General features: G+C 63.7%; 14 protein-coding genes. 5 read left to right on the forward strand and 9 right to left on the reverse strand.

From position 1 onward, the window contains the following. Nucleotides 1-9: 9 nt before the first annotated feature. On the reverse strand, nt 10-1,257 hold the full coding sequence (locus tag CHU94_RS03590) for a YbiU family protein (protein ID WP_094476854.1): 1,248 nt from the start codon (nt 1,255-1,257) through the stop codon (nt 10-12). 143 nt (nt 1,258-1,400) lie between these two features. Between CHU94_RS03590 and CHU94_RS03595 the strand changes: the two genes are divergently transcribed. Beyond that, nucleotides 1,401-2,675 (forward strand): CaiB/BaiF CoA-transferase family protein, encoded by a 1,275-nt coding sequence (locus CHU94_RS03595; RefSeq protein WP_094476856.1) that lies wholly within the window; start codon nt 1,401-1,403, stop codon nt 2,673-2,675. A gap of 9 nt (nt 2,676-2,684) precedes the next feature. On the opposite strand, the gene CHU94_RS03600 is transcribed toward CHU94_RS03595, so the two are convergent. The 3 genes from CHU94_RS03600 to CHU94_RS03610 form a co-directional block, all read right to left on the reverse strand. Continuing rightward, complete coding sequence (locus tag CHU94_RS03600) at nt 2,685-3,959, reverse strand: glycoside hydrolase family 125 protein (RefSeq protein WP_094476858.1); 1,275 nt, start codon at nt 3,957-3,959, stop codon at nt 2,685-2,687. A gap of 90 nt (nt 3,960-4,049) precedes the next feature. Next, nucleotides 4,050-6,011, reverse strand: coding sequence for an ATP-binding cassette domain-containing protein (locus CHU94_RS03605; RefSeq protein ID WP_094476860.1), 1,962 nt, complete (start codon nt 6,009-6,011; stop codon nt 4,050-4,052). Between the two features lie 81 nt (nt 6,012-6,092). Beyond that, nucleotides 6,093-7,268: a GGDEF domain-containing protein gene (locus tag CHU94_RS03610; RefSeq protein WP_094476862.1), complete on the reverse strand. Its 1,176-nt coding sequence runs from the start codon at nt 7,266-7,268 to the stop codon at nt 6,093-6,095. An 86-nt stretch (nt 7,269-7,354) separates the two neighbouring features. On the opposite strand from CHU94_RS03610, the gene CHU94_RS03615 reads away from it, so the two are divergent. Beyond that, the gene (locus CHU94_RS03615) at nt 7,355-8,221 is read left to right on the forward strand and encodes a pirin family protein (protein WP_094476864.1); all 867 of its coding nucleotides are present in this window, start codon (nt 7,355-7,357) and stop codon (nt 8,219-8,221) included. Here the strand turns inward: CHU94_RS03615 and CHU94_RS03620 are convergent. The 3 genes from CHU94_RS03620 to CHU94_RS03630 form a co-directional block, all read right to left on the reverse strand. Continuing rightward, nucleotides 8,193-9,236 carry an LLM class flavin-dependent oxidoreductase gene (locus tag CHU94_RS03620; protein WP_094476866.1) on the reverse strand — a complete coding sequence of 348 codons (1,044 nt, stop codon included), beginning with the start codon at nt 9,234-9,236 and terminating at the stop codon, nt 8,193-8,195. The two genes, CHU94_RS03615 and CHU94_RS03620, sit on opposite strands and share 29 nt — an antisense overlap. Nucleotides 9,237-9,371: 135 nt before the next feature. Then, on the reverse strand, nt 9,372-10,877 hold the full coding sequence (locus CHU94_RS03625; protein ID WP_094476868.1) for a CoA-acylating methylmalonate-semialdehyde dehydrogenase: 1,506 nt from the start codon (nt 10,875-10,877) through the stop codon (nt 9,372-9,374). Between the two features lie 88 nt (nt 10,878-10,965). Next, nucleotides 10,966-12,276, reverse strand: coding sequence for an aspartate aminotransferase family protein (locus CHU94_RS03630; protein WP_094477075.1), 1,311 nt, complete (start codon nt 12,274-12,276; stop codon nt 10,966-10,968). A gap of 167 nt (nt 12,277-12,443) precedes the next feature. Between CHU94_RS03630 and CHU94_RS03635 the strand changes: the two genes are divergently transcribed. Continuing rightward, nucleotides 12,444-13,370, forward strand: coding sequence for a LysR family transcriptional regulator (locus tag CHU94_RS03635; RefSeq protein ID WP_094476870.1), 927 nt, complete (start codon nt 12,444-12,446; stop codon nt 13,368-13,370). A gap of 140 nt (nt 13,371-13,510) precedes the next feature. Here the strand turns inward: CHU94_RS03635 and CHU94_RS03640 are convergent, their stop codons facing one another. Further along, the gene (locus tag CHU94_RS03640; protein ID WP_094476872.1) at nt 13,511-14,836 is read right to left on the reverse strand and encodes a D-amino acid dehydrogenase; all 1,326 of its coding nucleotides are present in this window, start codon (nt 14,834-14,836) and stop codon (nt 13,511-13,513) included. Between the two features lie 131 nt (nt 14,837-14,967). On the opposite strand from CHU94_RS03640, the gene CHU94_RS03645 reads away from it, so the two are divergent. After that, on the forward strand, nt 14,968-15,885 hold the full coding sequence (locus tag CHU94_RS03645) for a LysR family transcriptional regulator ArgP (protein ID WP_094477077.1): 918 nt from the start codon (nt 14,968-14,970) through the stop codon (nt 15,883-15,885). A gap of 53 nt (nt 15,886-15,938) precedes the next feature. Beyond that, complete coding sequence (locus tag CHU94_RS03650) at nt 15,939-16,556, forward strand: TetR/AcrR family transcriptional regulator (protein WP_094476874.1); 618 nt, start codon at nt 15,939-15,941, stop codon at nt 16,554-16,556. 43 nt (nt 16,557-16,599) lie between these two features. Here the strand turns inward: CHU94_RS03650 and CHU94_RS03655 are convergent, their stop codons facing one another. Continuing rightward, nucleotides 16,600-17,514, reverse strand: a complete 915-nt coding sequence (locus tag CHU94_RS03655; protein WP_094476876.1) for an aldose 1-epimerase — start codon at nt 17,512-17,514, stop codon at nt 16,600-16,602. Nucleotides 17,515-17,574 lie beyond the last annotated feature (60 nt).

Here is a 17,574-nt window from a genome sequence, read left to right on the forward strand (position 1 = left end):
TCAAGCGCCCTACCACGGCAACAAGCCCATCTGCCGCCGGCCTAGCTCACTGAGGTCGGCCTCGGTGGCGCGGCCAGCAAAGTCCAGCTCGTAGTTCTCGGGTGCAAAGTCCGGGCTGCTGTGACCGCTCAGGAAGGCCTCGGCCTGCTTGGGCAGGAAGGCCGCGTTCTTAGCGCAGTAGGGGGCGGCGCCGATGTAGATCACATTGCTGTAGCCGCTGCCCCGGTGTTGGTCTTCCACCGAGTGGATGGTGTCCGAGTGCCACCACACGGTGTCGCCCGGCTCCACCACGGGAATGGACACCTCGCCTTCTAGTAAGGTGGCATGCCACTCGGGGCTGGCGCTCAGCGCGCGGCCGGGTTGGGCGCCGCACAGGTCGTCCGCCGGCACATCGTCCAAGAGCGCACGCAGCAGCATCCAGGCCATGCCCTTGGCGATGGGCACCAGCTTGAGCGTGCCGTCGCCCGGGCCCTGGCGACTCAGCGCTGTCCAGCCCTGGAAGGTGCGGAACACGCTGGCCACGGCTGGGGAGGGGATCTCGTGCGTCTGGTCACGCCCCAGCGCCTGGAAGGGGTCGTAGGCCATCACATCGCCGAAGAACACCTCGTGGTAGACCCGGTGGAAGCTGGGTTCGCACCAGCGCTCCACCGAGCCCGCGTCCGCATGCGGCGAGAGGCCCAGGCTGGTAGCGCCGGGCGCGCGGCGGCGCAGGCGGTCGGCGTAGGTGCATTCGCGGTCAGGGTCAAACACCGGGCCGGCTGGGCCGCGGAACTGCCACAGCCGGTTCAGAAAGGCGCGCGCCTGCGCCAAGTGCGGGTGCTGGCGGGCCTCCATTTGGGGCCTGGACCAGTAGAGGCTGAAAATCTGCGGCGCGCCGGACTGCAGGGCGCTGAAGTACTTGTCCAACCCGGCCTTGCTCTGGGCCTGGCCCAGATAGTCCACGGCCTCGATGTAGCGGCCTATCTCTTCGTTCCATTGCGCAATCTGTTGTGGATCGAATACCCCGCGCAGCACCACACAACCGCGCCGCCGGATCTGCTGGCGCTGGGCTTCACCGACCTTGCCGGCCTGCACGTCGGCAAACTGCAGCGTGGGCACCGCGCCACCGGAGGCCTGTTCGGTACGGATGGCGGCAACCTCGTCGCGCACATATTGGTCGATGCGCGCAAAGCGCTCGCGTAGATCGGGGATCCGTGCGCGCAAGTCCGCTTTGGCGTCAATGATGGCTTGGGGAACGTTGTGCATCCATGCTTGCATGGGGGTGTCTCCTGCAGTGCAGAACGGAGTTCTGGGTGTTTTTTTGGAAACCAGTATAGGAAGCCCGCTTGGCCTTGGACATGCGGATCAACCCGCGTCATGCAGCGTATGCTTGCGGCTCACCGATTCCAGATCCGCACACCATGACTGCTGACTCTCATAATTCCCCCAGTGCCATTCCGGGTGCCCTAAGCCACCTCAAGGTCCTGGACCTCTCTCGCGTGCTGGCCGGCCCCTGGTGCACCCAGATGCTGGCTGACCTGGGCGCAGACGTCGTGAAGGTCGAGCGCCCCGGTGTCGGCGACGACACACGCCACTGGGGACCGCCCTTCCTGCAGGACGCGCGCGGCCATAACACGGCACATGCCAGCTACTTCACGGCCTGCAACCGCAACAAGCGTTCCATCACCATCGACATCGCCCAGCCCGAAGGCCAGGCGTTGATCCGTCAAATGGCCTTGCAGAGCGACATCCTTGTGGAGAATTTCAAGGTGGGTGGGCTGGCGCACTATGGGCTGGACTATGCGAGTCTGAAGGCACTCAACCCCAAACTCATCTACTGCTCAATCACCGGCTTTGGGCAGACTGGGCCGTATGCGGAGCGCGCGGGCTACGACCTCATGGTGCAGGCCATGAGCGGGATGATGAGCATCACCGGCCAGCCCGACGGCGCGCCCGGTGCTGGCCCGCAGCGCGCGGGCGTGGCCATCACCGATGTGTTCACCGGCATCTATGCCTGCAGCGCCATTTTGGCCGCGGTGGAAATGCGCCACCGCACGGGCCAGGGCCAGCACATCGACATGGCACTCTTGGATGTGGGCATGGCCATTCTGGCCAACCAGGCGGCAGGTTTTCTCAACACCGGGCTAGTGCCTCAGCGCACGGGCAACGCCCACCCCAGCCTGGTGCCCTACCAAGATCTGCCCACGCTGGATGGCGCCATGCTGCTGGCCGTGGGCAATGACGGGCAATTCGCCCGTTTCAGCGCCGTGGCAGGCCACCCGGAGTGGGCGCAGGACCCGCGCTTTGGCACCAATGCCGAACGCGTGGCCCACCGCGCGGCGCTAATCCCCTTGATCAGCGAGGTCACGCGCACGCGCACTACTGCCGAGTGGATTGCGCTACTGGAGCACCGCGCGGTGCCCTGTGGCCCCATTAACACGCTGGACGAAGCCTTTGATGACCCGCAGGTACACGCCCGCGGTTTGGTGCAAAAACAGCATCTGGCCCCCGCCATTACTGCGCAAACTGCTATCGAAAGCATAGCAACCGTGGCCAGCCCGCTGCGCCTGGCCGACGCGCCGGTGCAGCTGCGCCATGCGCCGCCCGCGCTGGGCGAGCACACCGAGCAGGTGCTCGCCGAAATGGGGCTGGACGCCGCAGCGATTGCGGCCTTGCGCGCCGCCAAGGTGCTGTAGCTTGGCGCCTTAGGGCAGGTGCAGCCCGTAGGTCTCGATCAGCAGCTCGGCAAACAGGGTGTTGGCCCAGGCAAACCAGGGGCGGGTGAATTCCTCGGGCCGGTCGGGGTGAAAGCTCTCGTGCATCAGTCCGGTACCGGCGTCGCAGTCGCGCAGCATGGCAATCAAGGCCAGACGCTCTGCGTGGTCTGAAGACGTCAGCCCCTGCATGGCAATACCGATGGGCCAGACGTAGCCGGGTGGCGTGTGCGGGCTGCCGATGCCACGCGCGCGGCTGCCCTGCTGAAAGTAAGGGTTGTCGCGGCTCAGCACAAAGCGCCGCGTGTTCTGCACCACCGGGTCATCGGCTGGCGCATAGCCCAGGTAGCTGATGGACAGCAGGCTGGGCACATTGGCGTCGTCCATCAGGTGGTGGTTGCCAAAGCCATCGGTCTCGTAGGCGTAGATCTTTCCGTAGACCGGGTGCAGCACCGTGCCATAGGCCTGGATGCCGTGGTCAATCTCTCCGGCCAGGGTGTCCAGCTCGGCGGCGAGGGCCGCGTCTTGCACCACCGTGCGCAGGATTTCTGCGGTGCGGCGCAGCGCCACCACGGCAAACATGTTGGCCGGGATCAGGTAGCCGAATTCACAGGCATCGTCGCTGGGCCGAAAGCCTGACCAGGTCATGCCGGTGTAGTTCACGGGCATGCCCATGCCCTTATTGCGCAAGGTATCGGTCTGCACCGCGTGCGGGCGCTCAAAGCGATAGGGCGAATCCTCAAAGTGCCGCTGTTCGCGGCGGAACAGGGCTGCCACGGTGCGCACCGCCTGGCGCCAGGTGTCGTCAAACACCGTGGTCACGCCGCTGCGCTTCCAGAACTGCCAGGCCAGGTCCAGCGGGTAGCAGAGCGAATCCACCTCGTACTTGCGTTCCCACACCATGGGGTGGGCGTCGGTCAGGTCCCCGGGGTGGCCACCACCCGTGGGGCCCTTGTTGAAGGCATTGGCGTAGGGGTCCAACAGGATGCAGTCCATCTGTCGACGGATCAGCCCGGCCACCAGGCCCTGCACCTCGGGCAGATCGGCGGCCAGCAGCAGGTAATGCCGTACCTGGGCCGACGAGTCGCGCAGCCATAGTGCCGGAATGTCCCCGGTGAAGACAAAGGTGCTGCCGTCGTCCAGGCGCTCCGTCGTGGTCTCGATGGTGTTGAGCGCGCAGGCGGTGAACTGGGCCTGCAGGGCAGGGTCTGCAGGCAGGCGGCCTGCGGCCTGTGCGATGCGGTCGTGGAGCTGTGGGAGGTGCATGGAGAAACCATAGCACGCGCCACGGCCTCCAAGATATGCGCCAGTTTCCGTCGGGTTACCAAGCCGCAGTGCGGCAAGGCCGCACGCGCATCAGCTGCCGCCCAGCTGTTCCCAGCGCTCCAGTGCGGCCATCAATTCGTCATCGATCTGTGCGTTGCGCTGCGCGAGTTGCAGTGCGCGTGCGTTGTCGCTGGCGTAGAGGCTGCCGTCCGCCAAGGCCTCGGTGATCTCTTTCTGCTCGGCTTCCAGCGCCGCAATGCGGTCGGGCAGGCCATCGAGCTCACGTTGTTCCTTGAAGCTGAGCTTCTTGGCCTTGGCAGGCGCCGGTGCCGCCGGGGCGGAGGCACTCACCTGGGCGACGGCTTGCTCCTGTTTTTGGAGCTGCTCGCGCTCGTAGTTGAAGGGTTTGGCGGTGGTCTTTCCCGCAGCGGCATTGATGGCATTGGCGCGCTTGGTCTGGATCAGCCAGTCACTCACGCCACCTTCGTACTCGCGCCACTTGGCATCACCCTCATAGGCAATGGTGCTGGTGACCACGTTGTCCAGGAAGGTACGGTCATGGCTGACCAGGAACACGGTGCCGTCGTAGCTTTGCAGCAGGTCTTCCAGTAGCTCTAGCGTGTCGATGTCCAGGTCATTGGTCGGCTCGTCCAGCACCAGCACGTTGGCGGGTCGGGCAAACAGGCGGGCCAGCAGCAGGCGGTTGCGCTCACCACCGGACAGCGAACGCACGGGGGATGTCGCACGGGCTGGCGAGAACAAGAAGTCACCCAGGTAGCTCTTGCGGTGCTTTTTCTGGTTGCCAATTTCGATCCACTCGCTGCCGGGGCTGATGAAGTCTTCCAGCGTGGCGTCCAGGTCCAGTGCGTTGCGCATTTGGTCGAAGTACGCCACCGTGACGTTGGAACCCAGGCGCACCGTGCCCCAAGGGCTGTGGCCGGGTTCGGGCTTGGGCGCGTTGGCAGGCGCTGGGTCCGGCTTGTGTTCGCCGAGGATCAGCTTCAAGAGCGTGGTCTTGCCCGCGCCGTTAGGGCCCAGCAGCCCAATCTTGTCGCCGCGCAAGATGGTGGCGGTGAAGTCCTTGACGATGACGCGGTTGCCAAAGGTCTTGCACACATGCACCATCTCGGAGACCAGCTTGCCGCTCTTGTCGCCGCTGTTCACGTCCATGTTCACGCTGCCCACCACGTCGCGGCGCGCCTCGCGCTTGGCGCGCAGCTCCTGCAGGCGGTTAATACGGGCCGTGGCGCGCGTGCGGCGCGCTTCCACGCCCTTGCGGATCCACACTTCTTCCTGCGCCAGCAGCTTGTCGGCCTTGGCGTTGATGATGGCTTCCTGCGCGAGTTGCTCCTCTTTTTGCGTGAGGTACGCGGCAAAGTTGCCGGGGTAGCTCATCAGCTTGCCGCGGTCCAGCTCGACGATGCGTGTCGCCACGTTGTCCAGGAAGGAGCGGTCGTGGGTGATGGTGATGATGGAGCCCTTGAATTCCTTGAGCAGGCCTTCCAGCCATTCAATCGAGTCCAGGTCCAGGTGGTTGGTCGGCTCGTCGAGCAGCAGCACATCGGGCTGGGCCACCAGCGCCTGCGCCAGGGCCACACGCTTCTTGGTGCCGCCCGACAGCGTGCTCACTACCGCCTCGGGGTTCAGGTGCAGGCGGTCCAGGGTTTCGTTGACGCGCTGTTCCCAGTTCCAGCCGTCCAGCGTCTCAATCTCGCTCTGCATCGCATCGAGATCGCCTTCGCCCGCGCAATATTGCTCAATCAGGCCAATGACCCGCTCCACTCCTGCGCGAACAGCTATAAAAATAGTAGCATCTGCATCCAGCACGGGCTCCTGTGCCACATAGGCAATACGGGTGCCGCCCTGCACTTGCAGGGTGCCGTCGTCGGGCTTTTCCATGCCGCCCAGAATTTTGAGCATGGACGACTTGCCTGCGCCATTGCGGCCAATCAGGCCCACGCGCTCCTGCGTTTCGAGGGAGAAATCAGCGTGGTCGAGCAGGGGGACGTGCCCAAAAGCCAGCTGGGCGTCGAGAAGGGTAATTAGTGCCATAGGAATCCGGTGTAACCCCGGATTATCCCAGTAGCGCTTTGTCCCTCTGGGCCTGCAGGGGGCTAGGTATCGCGCATCACATCAGACCACCCGGTTTCGCCCTTGGTGTTTCGCTAGATAGAGGGCCTTGTCGGCTTCTGTATAGAGGTGGTCGAAATCGAGTTTTTCCGCTGCGGTGGTGCTGGAAACCCCGAAGCTTGCCGTGACCGGTATGCGATTTCCTTCCCACTGGATGACAGAGGTCTCCAAGCGTTGCCGGATTTTTTCGGCAATCCGACGCCCGGCATCGATGGTGGTGTGGGGCAGCAGCACGATGAATTCTTCCCCACCCAAGCGGCCCACCAGGTCTGTGCTGCGCACGGTCCCGCTGGTCAGTGTGGCGGCATGCCGCAAGACGGCATCGCCGGCAGGGTGACCCCAAGTATCGTTAATGCGCTTGAAATAGTCCAGGTCGAGTAGCACGATGGTCGTGGAGCTGCCTTGGCGCTGGCTGCGAGCCAGTTCGCTGCGGCTGAGTTCTGTGAATGTGTTGCGGTTGAACAGACCGGTCAGACCATCCTGGCGCGTCAGTCGCTCCAACTCCCGCTGTTTTTGCTGTAGCTCGGCATTGGCTTTTTCCAGCTGCTTGCGTTGCAGGGTGATGATGGTGAACTTGCGCCAAAGCATCACAGAAAGTGCCCACGAGATACCACAAATCGCCAGACCGCTCAGACGGTTGGACATCAGGTGTTGCGGGTTCGTTTGTGTCCAGCCCAGCGCGAAGTAAAAGGCAACATAGGCACTGCCATAGAGCCATGCCGCGGTTCTGGGGTGCAGGTAGATGGCCAAGCTGGTGGCCACACACACCAGCGCAAACGCGGTGATGTTGGGCGTAACCCATTGTTCTACCGCAACCTCTCCAATCACTAGCGCAATCCCCGTGCCCACTGCCAGCAGGCCAATGTTGCGGCCGGCCCACGTCCGTTGCCGGTGTTGCAGTGCCCGCGCTGCAGCCCACATCGCTATCAGGCACGTGCACGACCCCAGATGCAACCACATCGACCACAGTTTCCAGCGGTGTGCCGGGTCATGGTCCGGTGCGCCGAGCAGCAGATACAGAAACACCAGGAAAAGTACGCCATCCAGCACTGCAAAGAGGGGCGCCAAGTTGCGCACGCGGTCTAGGTCTACGGCAACTGCATCGTCCTGCACCAAGGCAGATTCGATGCGCCATTGCTCCCACTGATGGCGCATGCGGAGAATGTGGGGGCTATTCATACGACGTTTTTCTACAGATTAGTCCGGGCTTGCTAGCATAGCGTGCTGCCCCTCCCCCGCATGCTTGATTCACCGGAGCTGCCTCTATGACCGAACGTCTCACTCCCAAAGCCCATGACCTGGGTGGCGGCTTCACCGTGCGCCGCGTGCTGCCCGCCATGCAGCGCCAGGCGATTGGGCCGTTTTTGTTCTTTGACCACTTTGGCCCGGTGACGGCGCAGCCCACCGACAACCACGATGTGCGCCCGCACCCCCACATCGGCCTGGCCACGGTGACCTATCTGCTGGAGGGCGCCATGATGCACCGCGACTCTACCGGGGTGGTGCAGCGCATCGAGCCTGGCGCCATCAACTGGATGACGGCGGGCCGGGGCATCGTGCATTCCGAGCGCACGCCGGACGACCTGCGCAGCGTCACTCGGCGCAGCCATGGCTTCCAGCTCTGGTCCGCCCTGCCTGCGGAGCATGAGGAAGATGCGCCGTCGTTTGCCCATACCCCGGCCAGCCAGATCCCGGTGGTGGCGCTGCCCGGTGCCACGGTGCGCGTACTGATTGGCTCGGCCTTTGGTGTCACCTCCCCAGTGGCCACGCTGTCTCCCACGCTGTACCTGGCGCTGGAGCTGGAGGCCGGTGCCTTGCTGACCATTCCCGACACGGCGCAGGAGCGTGGCATTTACAGCGTGGACGGCCCGCTGGAAGTGGATGGCGAGCTGCTGGAGCCCGGTCAGATGCTGGTGCTGGAACCCGGCAGCACACCCACCCTGTGCGCCCGTGAAGCCACGCGCGTGATGCTGGTCGGCGGTGCGCCGCTGGGCCACCGCCACATGGTGTGGAATTTTGTCTCCAGCCGCAAGGAGCGCATCCTGCAAGCGCAGGACGACTGGGAGGCCCAGCGCTTTCCCCGGGTGCCGGGCGAGACCGAATTTATCCCGCTGCCAGCGCGCCGGCCTTAGCCGCATCAGCCTGCGCGTCGCGCACCGCCTGTGCAGCAATGTCCAGCGCGCGCAGGCGCAAGGCGGGGTCGTAGATGTCGCAGACCAGCATCAACTCGTCGGCCTGGGTTGCGTCGGCCATGGCGCTCAAGCCGTCACGCACGGTGTCGGGCCCACCAATCACGGCTTCGCCCAGAAAGTCGCCAATCGCGGCACGCGCATCGGCGGGGAGCTGGGGCAAGAAGTTGGGCACCGGCGGCGGCAGGGAGCCGCGCTTCCCGGTGAGGATGCCAAGCACGCGCTGGTAAATGCTGCTAGCCAGCAGTTCTGCCTCTGCATCGGTGCTTGCCGCCACCAGCGGCACGCCCACCATCACGTAGGGCTTGTCCAGGGTCGCCGAGGGTTGGAACAGGCTGCGGTACATACCGATGGCCTGGTGCAAAAAACGCGGTGCAAAGTGCGAGGCAAAAGCGTAGGGCAAACCCATGTGCGCGGCCAGTTGCGCTGAGTACAGGCTGGAGCCCAGCAACCAGATCGGCACATTCGTGCCCGCGCCCGGCATGGCCATGATTGTTTGCCCGGGCTGCAGCGGGCCCAGCAAGGCTTGTAGCTCGGCCACATCGCGCGGAAAGTCTTCCTCGTGCTCCACTTTGGCGCGGCGCAGCGCGCGCATGGTGGCTTGGTCGGTGCCGGGCGCGCGGCCCAGGCCCAGGTCAATGCGGCCCGGGTACAGCTCGGCCAGTGTGCCAAAGGCTTCGGCGACCACCAGCGGTGCGTGGTTGGGCAGCATGATGCCGCCGGAGCCCACACGGATACGCTCGGTGCCGCCCGCAATATGGCCTACCAGCACGGCGGTGGCGGAGCTGGCAATGCCGGGCATGTTGTGGTGTTCGGCCAGCCAGTAGCGGCTAAAACCCAGGTGTTCGGCGTGCTGGGCGGTGCGCAAGGCGATCTTCAGGGCATCCGCCACGGTGCCGCCCTCACGTACAGCGACCAGATCCAACAGCGACAAGCGGGTGTTTTTCAGAACATTCATAGAACCCCATTGTCATGAGAAGCCGAAAACCTTGTGCCAGCCAGTGCGGCCGAACTGTGGCTAAGCAGCAGATTGCGGGGCCGAAATAAAAAGGGCTTGCCAAGCGGCAAGCCCTATTACTTTTGCTGCTGCCTATCAGCGGCTGCTGGGGAAGCTGAACACCGCGCCTTCGCGTACGCCAGCCGAGGGCCAGCGCTGGGTGATGGTCTTGCGCTTGGTGTAGAAGCGCACGGCATCGGGGCCGTAGGCATGAAGGTCGCCGAACAGGCTGCGCTTCCATCCGCCAAACGAGTGGTAGGCCACGGGCACGGGCAGGGGCACGTTGACACCCACCATGCCGACCAGGATGTTGTCGGTGAAGTAGCGCGCGGCCTCGCCGTCGCGGGTGAAGATGCAGGTGCCGTTGCCGTATTCGTGCGCGTCGATCAGGTCCATGGCTTCTTGTAGGCTCTTGACGCGCACCACACCCAGCACGGGGCCAAAAATTTCTTCCTGGTAAATCACCATGCCGGGTTTGACGTTGTCAAACAGGCAGGGGCCCAGGTAATAGCCGTCTTCATGGCCGGCCACCTTTAGCCCACGGCCGTCCACCACCAGCGTGGCGCCTTCTTTCACGCCCTGGTCCACATAGCCCCTCACCTTCTCGAAGTGCGGCTTGGTCACCAGCGGACCCATATCCATGCCGGGCGCGGTGCCGGGGCCGACCTTCATCTTGGCGATCTCGGCTTTCAGGCCTTCAATCACTGCGTCGGCGGTGGCATCACCCACAGCCACCACCAGCGGGATGGCCATACAGCGTTCGCCGCAGGAGCCATAGGCCGCGCCCATGAGCGCGCTCACAGCGTTGGCTACATCGGCGTCGGGCATCACCACCGCGTGGTTCTTGGCGCCGCCCAGGGCTTGCACGCGCTTTCCGTGCTTGCAGCCCTCAGCGTAGATGTATTCAGCAATCGGCGTGGAGCCCACAAAGCTCACGGCCTTCACGCGCGGGTCTTGCAAGAGCGTGTCCACGGCTTCCTTGTCGCCGTTGACCACGTTGAGTACGCCGGGTGGCAGGCCGGCTTCGAGCGCCAACTCGGCCACACGCAGGGTGGAGCTGGGGTCGCGCTCAGAGGGCTTGAGCACAAAGGTGTTACCACAGGCCACGGCCATGGGCCACATCCACAGCGGCACCATGGCGGGGAAGTTGAAGGGGGTGATACCGGCAGTGACGCCCAGCGCTTGGAACTCGCTCCAGCTGTCGATGGCGGGCCCCACGTTCTTGCTGTGCTCGCCCTTAAGCAGCTCGGGCGCGTACGACGCGTATTCCACGTTTTCAATGCCGCGCTGCAGTTCTCCCAAGGCGTCGCTCAGCACCTTGCCGTGTTCGGCAGTAATCAAGGCGCAAAGTTCTTCAGCGTGCTTTTCCAGCAAGACTTTGAGGTTGCTCATGACGCGGGCGCGCTTGAGTGGAGGCGTGTTGCGCCAGGCGGGGAATGCGGCTTGCGCGTTGGCAATGGCTTCTTCCACGGTGGCCTTGGGGGCCAGCAAGACCCGCTTCTCGGCTTTGCCGGTGGCGGGGTTGAAGACGTCCTGGGCGCGTTCGCCGGTGGTGATGATCTTGCCGCCGATGAGGTGGCCGACTGTAGGGAGTTGGGACATGGGAGCGATTTAAGAGTCAAAATGGCTGCTAGCCCACGATAAATATGCGCGAGCAGCTATAAAAAGAATAGCGATTGAGTGGTTCGCTTCAGGCAGTTTCGTTGATCGCCTCGCCCAGCGCGTTCACCAGGCTGTCGATCTCCGCTTCGGTGCTGATGAAGGGGGGGGCCAGCGCAATGCAGTCGCCGGCGTAGCGCACGTAGAAGCCCTTGTCCAGGCAGCGCATGGCGACTTCATAGGGACGCTTGGCGGGTTCGCCCGGCACGGCGGCCAGGGTGAAACCGGCGGACAGGCCTAGGTTGCGAATGTCGGTGATGTGCTTGGCACCGCGCAGGCTGTGCACGGCTTTCTCAAAGTAGGGCGCCAAGGCGTTTACCCGCTCAATCATGTTCTCTTTGACCAATACATCCAACGCAGCCACACCCGCCGCGCACGCGACGGGGTGGGCAGAGTAGGTGTAGCCGTGGGGGAATTCCAACATGTAGTCCGGGCCGCCGGCAGCCATAAAGGTGTCGTAGATCTCCTTCTTGGCCACCGTCACGCCCAAAGGCTGCGCACCGTTGGTGATTTGCTTGGCAGCGTTCAGGATGTCCGGCACCACACCGAAGTAACCCGCACCGGTGTAGGCGCCCAGACGGCCAAAGCCAGTGATGACCTCGTCAAAAATCAGCAGGATGTTGTTCTGGGTGCAGATCTCGCGCAGGCGCTGCAGGTAGCCCACAGGCGGCACCACAATGCCGGCAGAGCCGGACATCGGCTCGACGATGACGGCGGCAATGTTGGACGCATCGTGCAGAGCAATCAGGCGCAACAGCTCGTCGGCCATGTCGCCGCCTTTCTCGGGCAGGCCCTTGCTGAAGGCGTTGCTGGCGAGCTGGGTATGGGCCAAGTGGTCGGCCTCAATGCCTTGGCCGAAGGTCTTGCGGTTGGCTGGCAGGCCGCCCACCGAGATGCCGCCGAAGTTCACGCCGTGGTAGCCCTTCTCGCGGCCAATCAGGCGGGTCTTGCTGCCCATGCCCTTGGCGCGCCAGTAGGCACGCGCCATCTTGAGTGCGGTGTCGGCGGATTCGGAGCCCGAGCCGGTATAGAACACATAGTCCAGACCTTCGGGGGTGAGTTCCACAATCTTGTTGGCCAGCTCAAACGACAGGGGGTGGCCGAACTGGAAGGCGGGCGAGTAGTCCATGGTGGCCATCTGCTTGCTCACCGCTTCGGTGATTTCGCGGCGGCCATGGCCCAGGCCCGCACACCACAGGCCGGAGAGGCCATCAAAAATCTTCTTGCCGTTGGAGTCGGTGAAGTAGGCGCCCTGGGCACTCACCATCATGCGTGGGTTGGCCTTGAAATCGCGGTTGCCGGTAAAAGCCATCCAGTGCGATTCCATCCACTCGCGGGACATGGGGAATTTGGAGGCGCTGGTGATGGCCTCACCGGTGGTGGGTGTGCTGGTGTCGTTGAGCTTCATGAAGAACTCCAGGGGGTTAAAGCCGGTTTGGGCGATAGTGCATTGTGGGCAGCTCTGTTACTCTCATAAAGTTACAAATAGCACTTTTTACTTGCCAATCTATGAAAGTAAAAGCCAAGGCTGTACTAGGCCAACTCAGCGACATGGATTTGCGCCTGTTGCGCGTCTTCAAGGCCGTGGTGGATTGCGGCGGTATGGCCGCCGCTGAGCTGGAGCTCAACATCGGCACTTCCACAGTGAGCCGCCATATCAAGGATCTGGAAACGAGGTTGGGCCTGACCCTGTGCCGCCGGGGCCGGGCTGGTTTTGCGCTCACCGCCGAGGGCGAAAAAATCTACGCCCAGACCACCCAACTGCTGGCTGCGACCGACGCATTCCGCAGCCGCGTGGACGAAATCCACCAGCGCATGGGCGGGCAGCTACAGGTGGCCGTGTTCGACAAAACCGCCAGCAACCCCGCCAGCCACATCGCCGAAGCCATTGCCCAGTTCCACGCAGACGCACCGGATGTGGGTCTGAACCTGCATGTGGCCACCCTCACGGCTATCGAGCGCGGGGTGCTGGACGGGCAGTTTCACGTCGGCATCATCCCCGGTCACCGCGCCTCAGACGTGTTGGACTACACCCCCTTGTTTGACGAGCACATGCTGCTGTATTGCGGCACCCGCCACGCACTGTGGAATGCAGACCCCAGCGGCCTGGACTGGGAGACCTTACCCAAGTACGCGTTTGCGGGGCTGGGCTACCACTCGCCTAATATGGAGCTGAGCCAGCGCATGCGCCTGCCGCGCCGTGCCACAGGGTTTGACCAGGAGTCCATCGCCACGCTCATTCTCTCAGGCCAGTTTTTGGGCTTTCTGCCCGACCACTACGCGGAGAGTTTTGTGCGCAGCGGTCGCATGCAAGCCGTGCGGCCCGACCTGCTGCACTACGCCTGCGAGTTCTTTGCGATTACCCGCAAGTCACCGCAGCCGAGCCGGGCGACGCTTGCGTTTCAGCAGTGTTTGGTAAAGGCGCATAGGGAGTGAAAAACCCAAGTTCACCAATGCCGTCTCGGATCAGGTGGTGCAGGCGTTCTGCGCAGGTCAAGGAGGAGGCCGCATAGCGTCCGGGGGACACGGAGCAGAGCGCCTGCACCACCTGATCCCGCCAACCCAGGTAGTCCGGATTACGCCCCGTAAAACCTGAAATCCATCTCCGGCTTCTTGCCGTGGATCAGTTCCGCCATCGCCTTGCCCGAGCCCGCACCATGCGTCCAGCCCAAGGTGCCATGCCCCGCATTGACCCACAGCCCGCGTACGGGTGTTTGGCCGATAAAGGGGATGTTGGTGGGGGTGGCGGGGCGCAGGCCGGTCCAGTAGTTGGGCTGGCCGCCTTCGGCTTCGCTGCGGGTGTCGCAAACGCCGGGCAGCACCTCTTCAATACGGCGGGCCAGCATGTTGCAGCGGGCTTGGGCCACGGGGCTGTCCAGCGTGAGGTCGAAACCGCCCACCTCGATGGTGCCAGCCACGCGCAGCTGGTCGCCCAGACGGCTGATGGCGATCTTCTTGGCGTCGTCGATGGTGGACACAAAGGGTGCCAGTTCGGGCTTCTTGATCTTGAACGTCGCGCTATAGCCCTTGCCGGGGTAGATGGGCAAATTCACACCTACGGTGCGCAAGAGGGGCGCGGTGTACGAGCCCGCGGCCACCACAATATGGTCCGCCTGCAGCGTGCGTAGCGAGCCGGCGATGTTTGTGCCCTTGGGGCCCGTGGATAGTGCGCGGACAGCTACTGATTTGATAGTGCCTCCCGAAACATTGAGCGCTTCCACGCTGTGCTCATACAAGAACTGCGCGCCGCGTGCTGCGCAGCGCTTGGCCAGCTCCTGCGTGAAGACGCGGCAGTCGCCAGATTCATCGCTGGGGGTGATGGTGCCGCCCACAATCTGGTGCGCAAAGGATTTGAAGGCGGGTTCGATCTTGAACAGCTCGTCCTTACTGATGACCTGGCGGTTTACGCCGTACTTGCGCATCAGGGCTGCGGCCTCGCCAGCCGTGTCGAAGGATTTCTGGTCGCAGTAGTAGTGGGCAATGCCGCGTTCCAGGCGGTTGTATTCGATGCCGGTGGCGGCCACGATGTCTTTGAGCGCCGCATGGCTGTAGGCGCCCAAAGCCACGAGCTGCTGGACATTGCGCTCGAAGGCAGCGTCGTTGCAGTTGGCCAGGAACTGCAGGCCCCAGGTGTACTGGTGCACGCCGGCGCCCAAGGGGTTTTGCGGGCGGAACAGCAAGGGGGCTTCCTTGCTCAGCATCCACTTCAAGGCCTTCAGCGGCGCCTCCTTGTTGGCCCAGGGCTCGCAGTAGCTCACGGAGATCTGTGCGCCATTGGCAAAACTGGTCTCCATGGCGGCGTCGGGCTGACGCTCGACCACGGTGACTTCATGGCCCAGTTCCAGCAGCTGCCAGGCGGTGCAAATGCCGATCGTGCCGGCGCCGAGAACAATAATTTTCATGGTGCCAGTGTCATGCAAGCCCTGCGCCAGTAAAAGCGAAATGAAAGCATTTGCGAAAACATTAGTATTGCTAATAATGCTGTGGGTCCGATTTTCGGCTCTGTCCCCTGTTGATCATGGATGTGAATGCGATGCGAACCTTTGATACCGATGCCCTGGAATGCCTGGCCGCCATTGTGGAAGAGGGCGGCTTTGAGCGTGCCGCCGTGCGCCTGTCCATCACGCAATCGGCCGTGTCGCAGCGCCTGCGGGCGCTCGAAGCCCAGGTGGGTACCGTGTTGCTCGTGCGCAGCCGCCCGGTCAAGGCGACCACGGCCGGACGCTTGCTGATCAAACACGCCATGCAGATGCGCCTGCTGCGCGCCGACCTGGAGAGTGATTTGCTGGAGCTGGCGCCCAGCACCGGGGCGCCGCGCGAGGACGAACGCATCTCGATTGCGGTGAACGCGGACAGCATAGCCACCTGGGCGCTCGCGGCGTTGGACCCGCTGGTGCATGCCGGGCTGCCACTGGAAATCATCACCGACGACCAGGACTTCACCCACGAGTGGCTGCGCGAAGGCCAGGTGCTGGGCTGCGTGACCACGCTCAAGCAGGCGCTGCGTGGTTGCAAGGTGCTGCCCTTGGGCGCCATGCACTACGTGGCGGTGGTGAGCAAAGACTATGCGCAGGCGCACTGCCCTCAAGGCCTCACGCCGCACAACTTCCGCCAGATCCCGTTTGTGGCCTTCAACCGCAAGGACGATTTGCCGGCCGAGTTTGTGGGCCGGGCGTTGAACCTGCGCCGCGTCTCGGTAAGCCAGCGCTTTGTGCCCAGCTCCGAGGGCATGGTGCGCGCTGTGCTGGCCGGTTGGGGCGCCAGTGTGGTACCCGAGCTGCTGGTGCGTGGGCTCATTGACAACGGCCAGCTGGTGAACCTGCTGCCCACAGCTACCCTGCCGGTGAACCTGTACTGGCACTGTTGGAACCTCAACTCCGAGGTGATTGACCGCCTGACGGCCGCCCTGTCACAGACGGCGGGCCGCATTCTGGGTGGTAAGACTGCCTAGTCACAAATTGGACGAGCTCTCCGCAATTTGACGCCCCCGGATAGAATGTGGCCATGACCACCGCAGCCCCCGCCAAGATCTCATTCAAGCAGCAGATGCTGCAGGCGCGCGAGGACGCCATCATCCGCGCCGTCAACCTGCTGCTGGCGGAAAAAGGCTTTGAGGCGATGACCGTGGACGAGGTTGCCGCGCAGGTGGGGATTGCCAAAGCTAGCCTCTACAAACACTTTCCCAGCAAGGAAGACCTGGGGGCCGCCGCCATGGCGCACCTGATGGCCCAGGCCCAGGCCTTCCTGGACACCTTGCCTGAGACCCAACCCCCGCTGGACAAGCTGCGTGCCGTGGTTCGCTGGACCATGGGTCTGAAGCTGGGCGGCGAGATGCCCTCCTTGCCCAGCCAAAACTCCACACTGCGCGCCACGCTCATGGGCCACAAAGCCTATATGGACGGGCTGATGGACGTGAGCGACCGCTTGGGCGCCTGGATTGTGGAGGCCCAAGCACAAGGCCTGATCAACCCCAAGCTGCCGGCCATTGCCGTGCTCTACACCCTGTACGCACGCGCTTGCGACCCGGTGCTGGAGTTCCTCAAGATGGGTGAGCTGCACACCGATGCCGAAATCATCGAGCTTGTGCTGTCGACCTGTTTTGAGGGTCTAAATGCTCGTTAGCCCTCGTATTTTCTGCGTTAATAGCTCCTGAATTGATAGCAATTCAGGCGAGCGATTCAAAGCGCCATTCCACCCGCTGGCTCAGCGTTTGACCGGTACTGAGGACTTGCAGGCCCGGCTGGCCTTCGGCATGGAAGGCGTCGATCGGGTGGGTCACCGGTTCAAAACAAAAGTGCGCGCCTTGCGGTGGCCGGTACAGCAGGCAATACCCGTCATTCTTTCCGCGTGCCACGACAGCGGGGTCACGCATGTGCAGGCGCAGGCCGTGTTCGGGCCAGTCGATGTGGGACTCGCCGCTCCAGCCGGTGTAGGCGTTGTCGATCAGGCTGCCGCTCACCGCCATGCCCTCGCGCGGGTCCCAACTGGGCGGAAAGTCGGAGCTGTGGGTGGTAGGCATGGGGTCCGCCCCGCTCAGCCACACCCCTTGCACCTCCGCATGCAGGCGCGCCTGGGGCGTGCGCAAAAACGCAGGGTGCTGGCCCAGGCCATAGGGCAGGCTGCCCTCGCCCAGGTGGGTCACTTCCAGCAGCTGGTCCATGCCGTCCTCGCGCAGCACAAAGCGTTGCAAGGCGCGGTAGTGGTAGGGGTTGCCGTCAAAGTTCCTGGATTCGAGCGCCATCTCCAGCGTGTCCAGCCGCGGCTGGCGGATGGCCCAGGGCTGCAACCAGCCGTCGCCATGGATGGGGTAGGGCTCGCCCACGCGGTTGGGGCGCATGGGGTGGGTGATGCCCTGGTACGTAAAGCCGCCATGGCCAATCCGGTTGGACCAGGGCACCAAGGGGAACGACGCTGTGGTGTAGAGGTCTGCCACACCGCCCCAGGGGCGCCAGAGGTCCAGCGCGCCCTGCGCAGTGTCGCGCTGCCAGCGTGCGACGCTGCCACCCAGCGTAGGGATCAAGCCCAGGCGCTGCCCCGCGTGTTGCAGAAGGTGGATGGTGTGGTGGGCAGTCGAGGTCATGCGTGCGAGGGAGAGGTTGCAAGAGAAGAGGGCCACGTGGCCGGAGTGGTCTCGCATGCT

Origin of the sequence: Rhodoferax sp. TH121, from assembly GCF_002251855.1 — a bacterium.
In the GTDB taxonomy this organism is placed as follows: Bacteria; Pseudomonadota; Gammaproteobacteria; order Burkholderiales; family Burkholderiaceae_C; genus Allorhodoferax.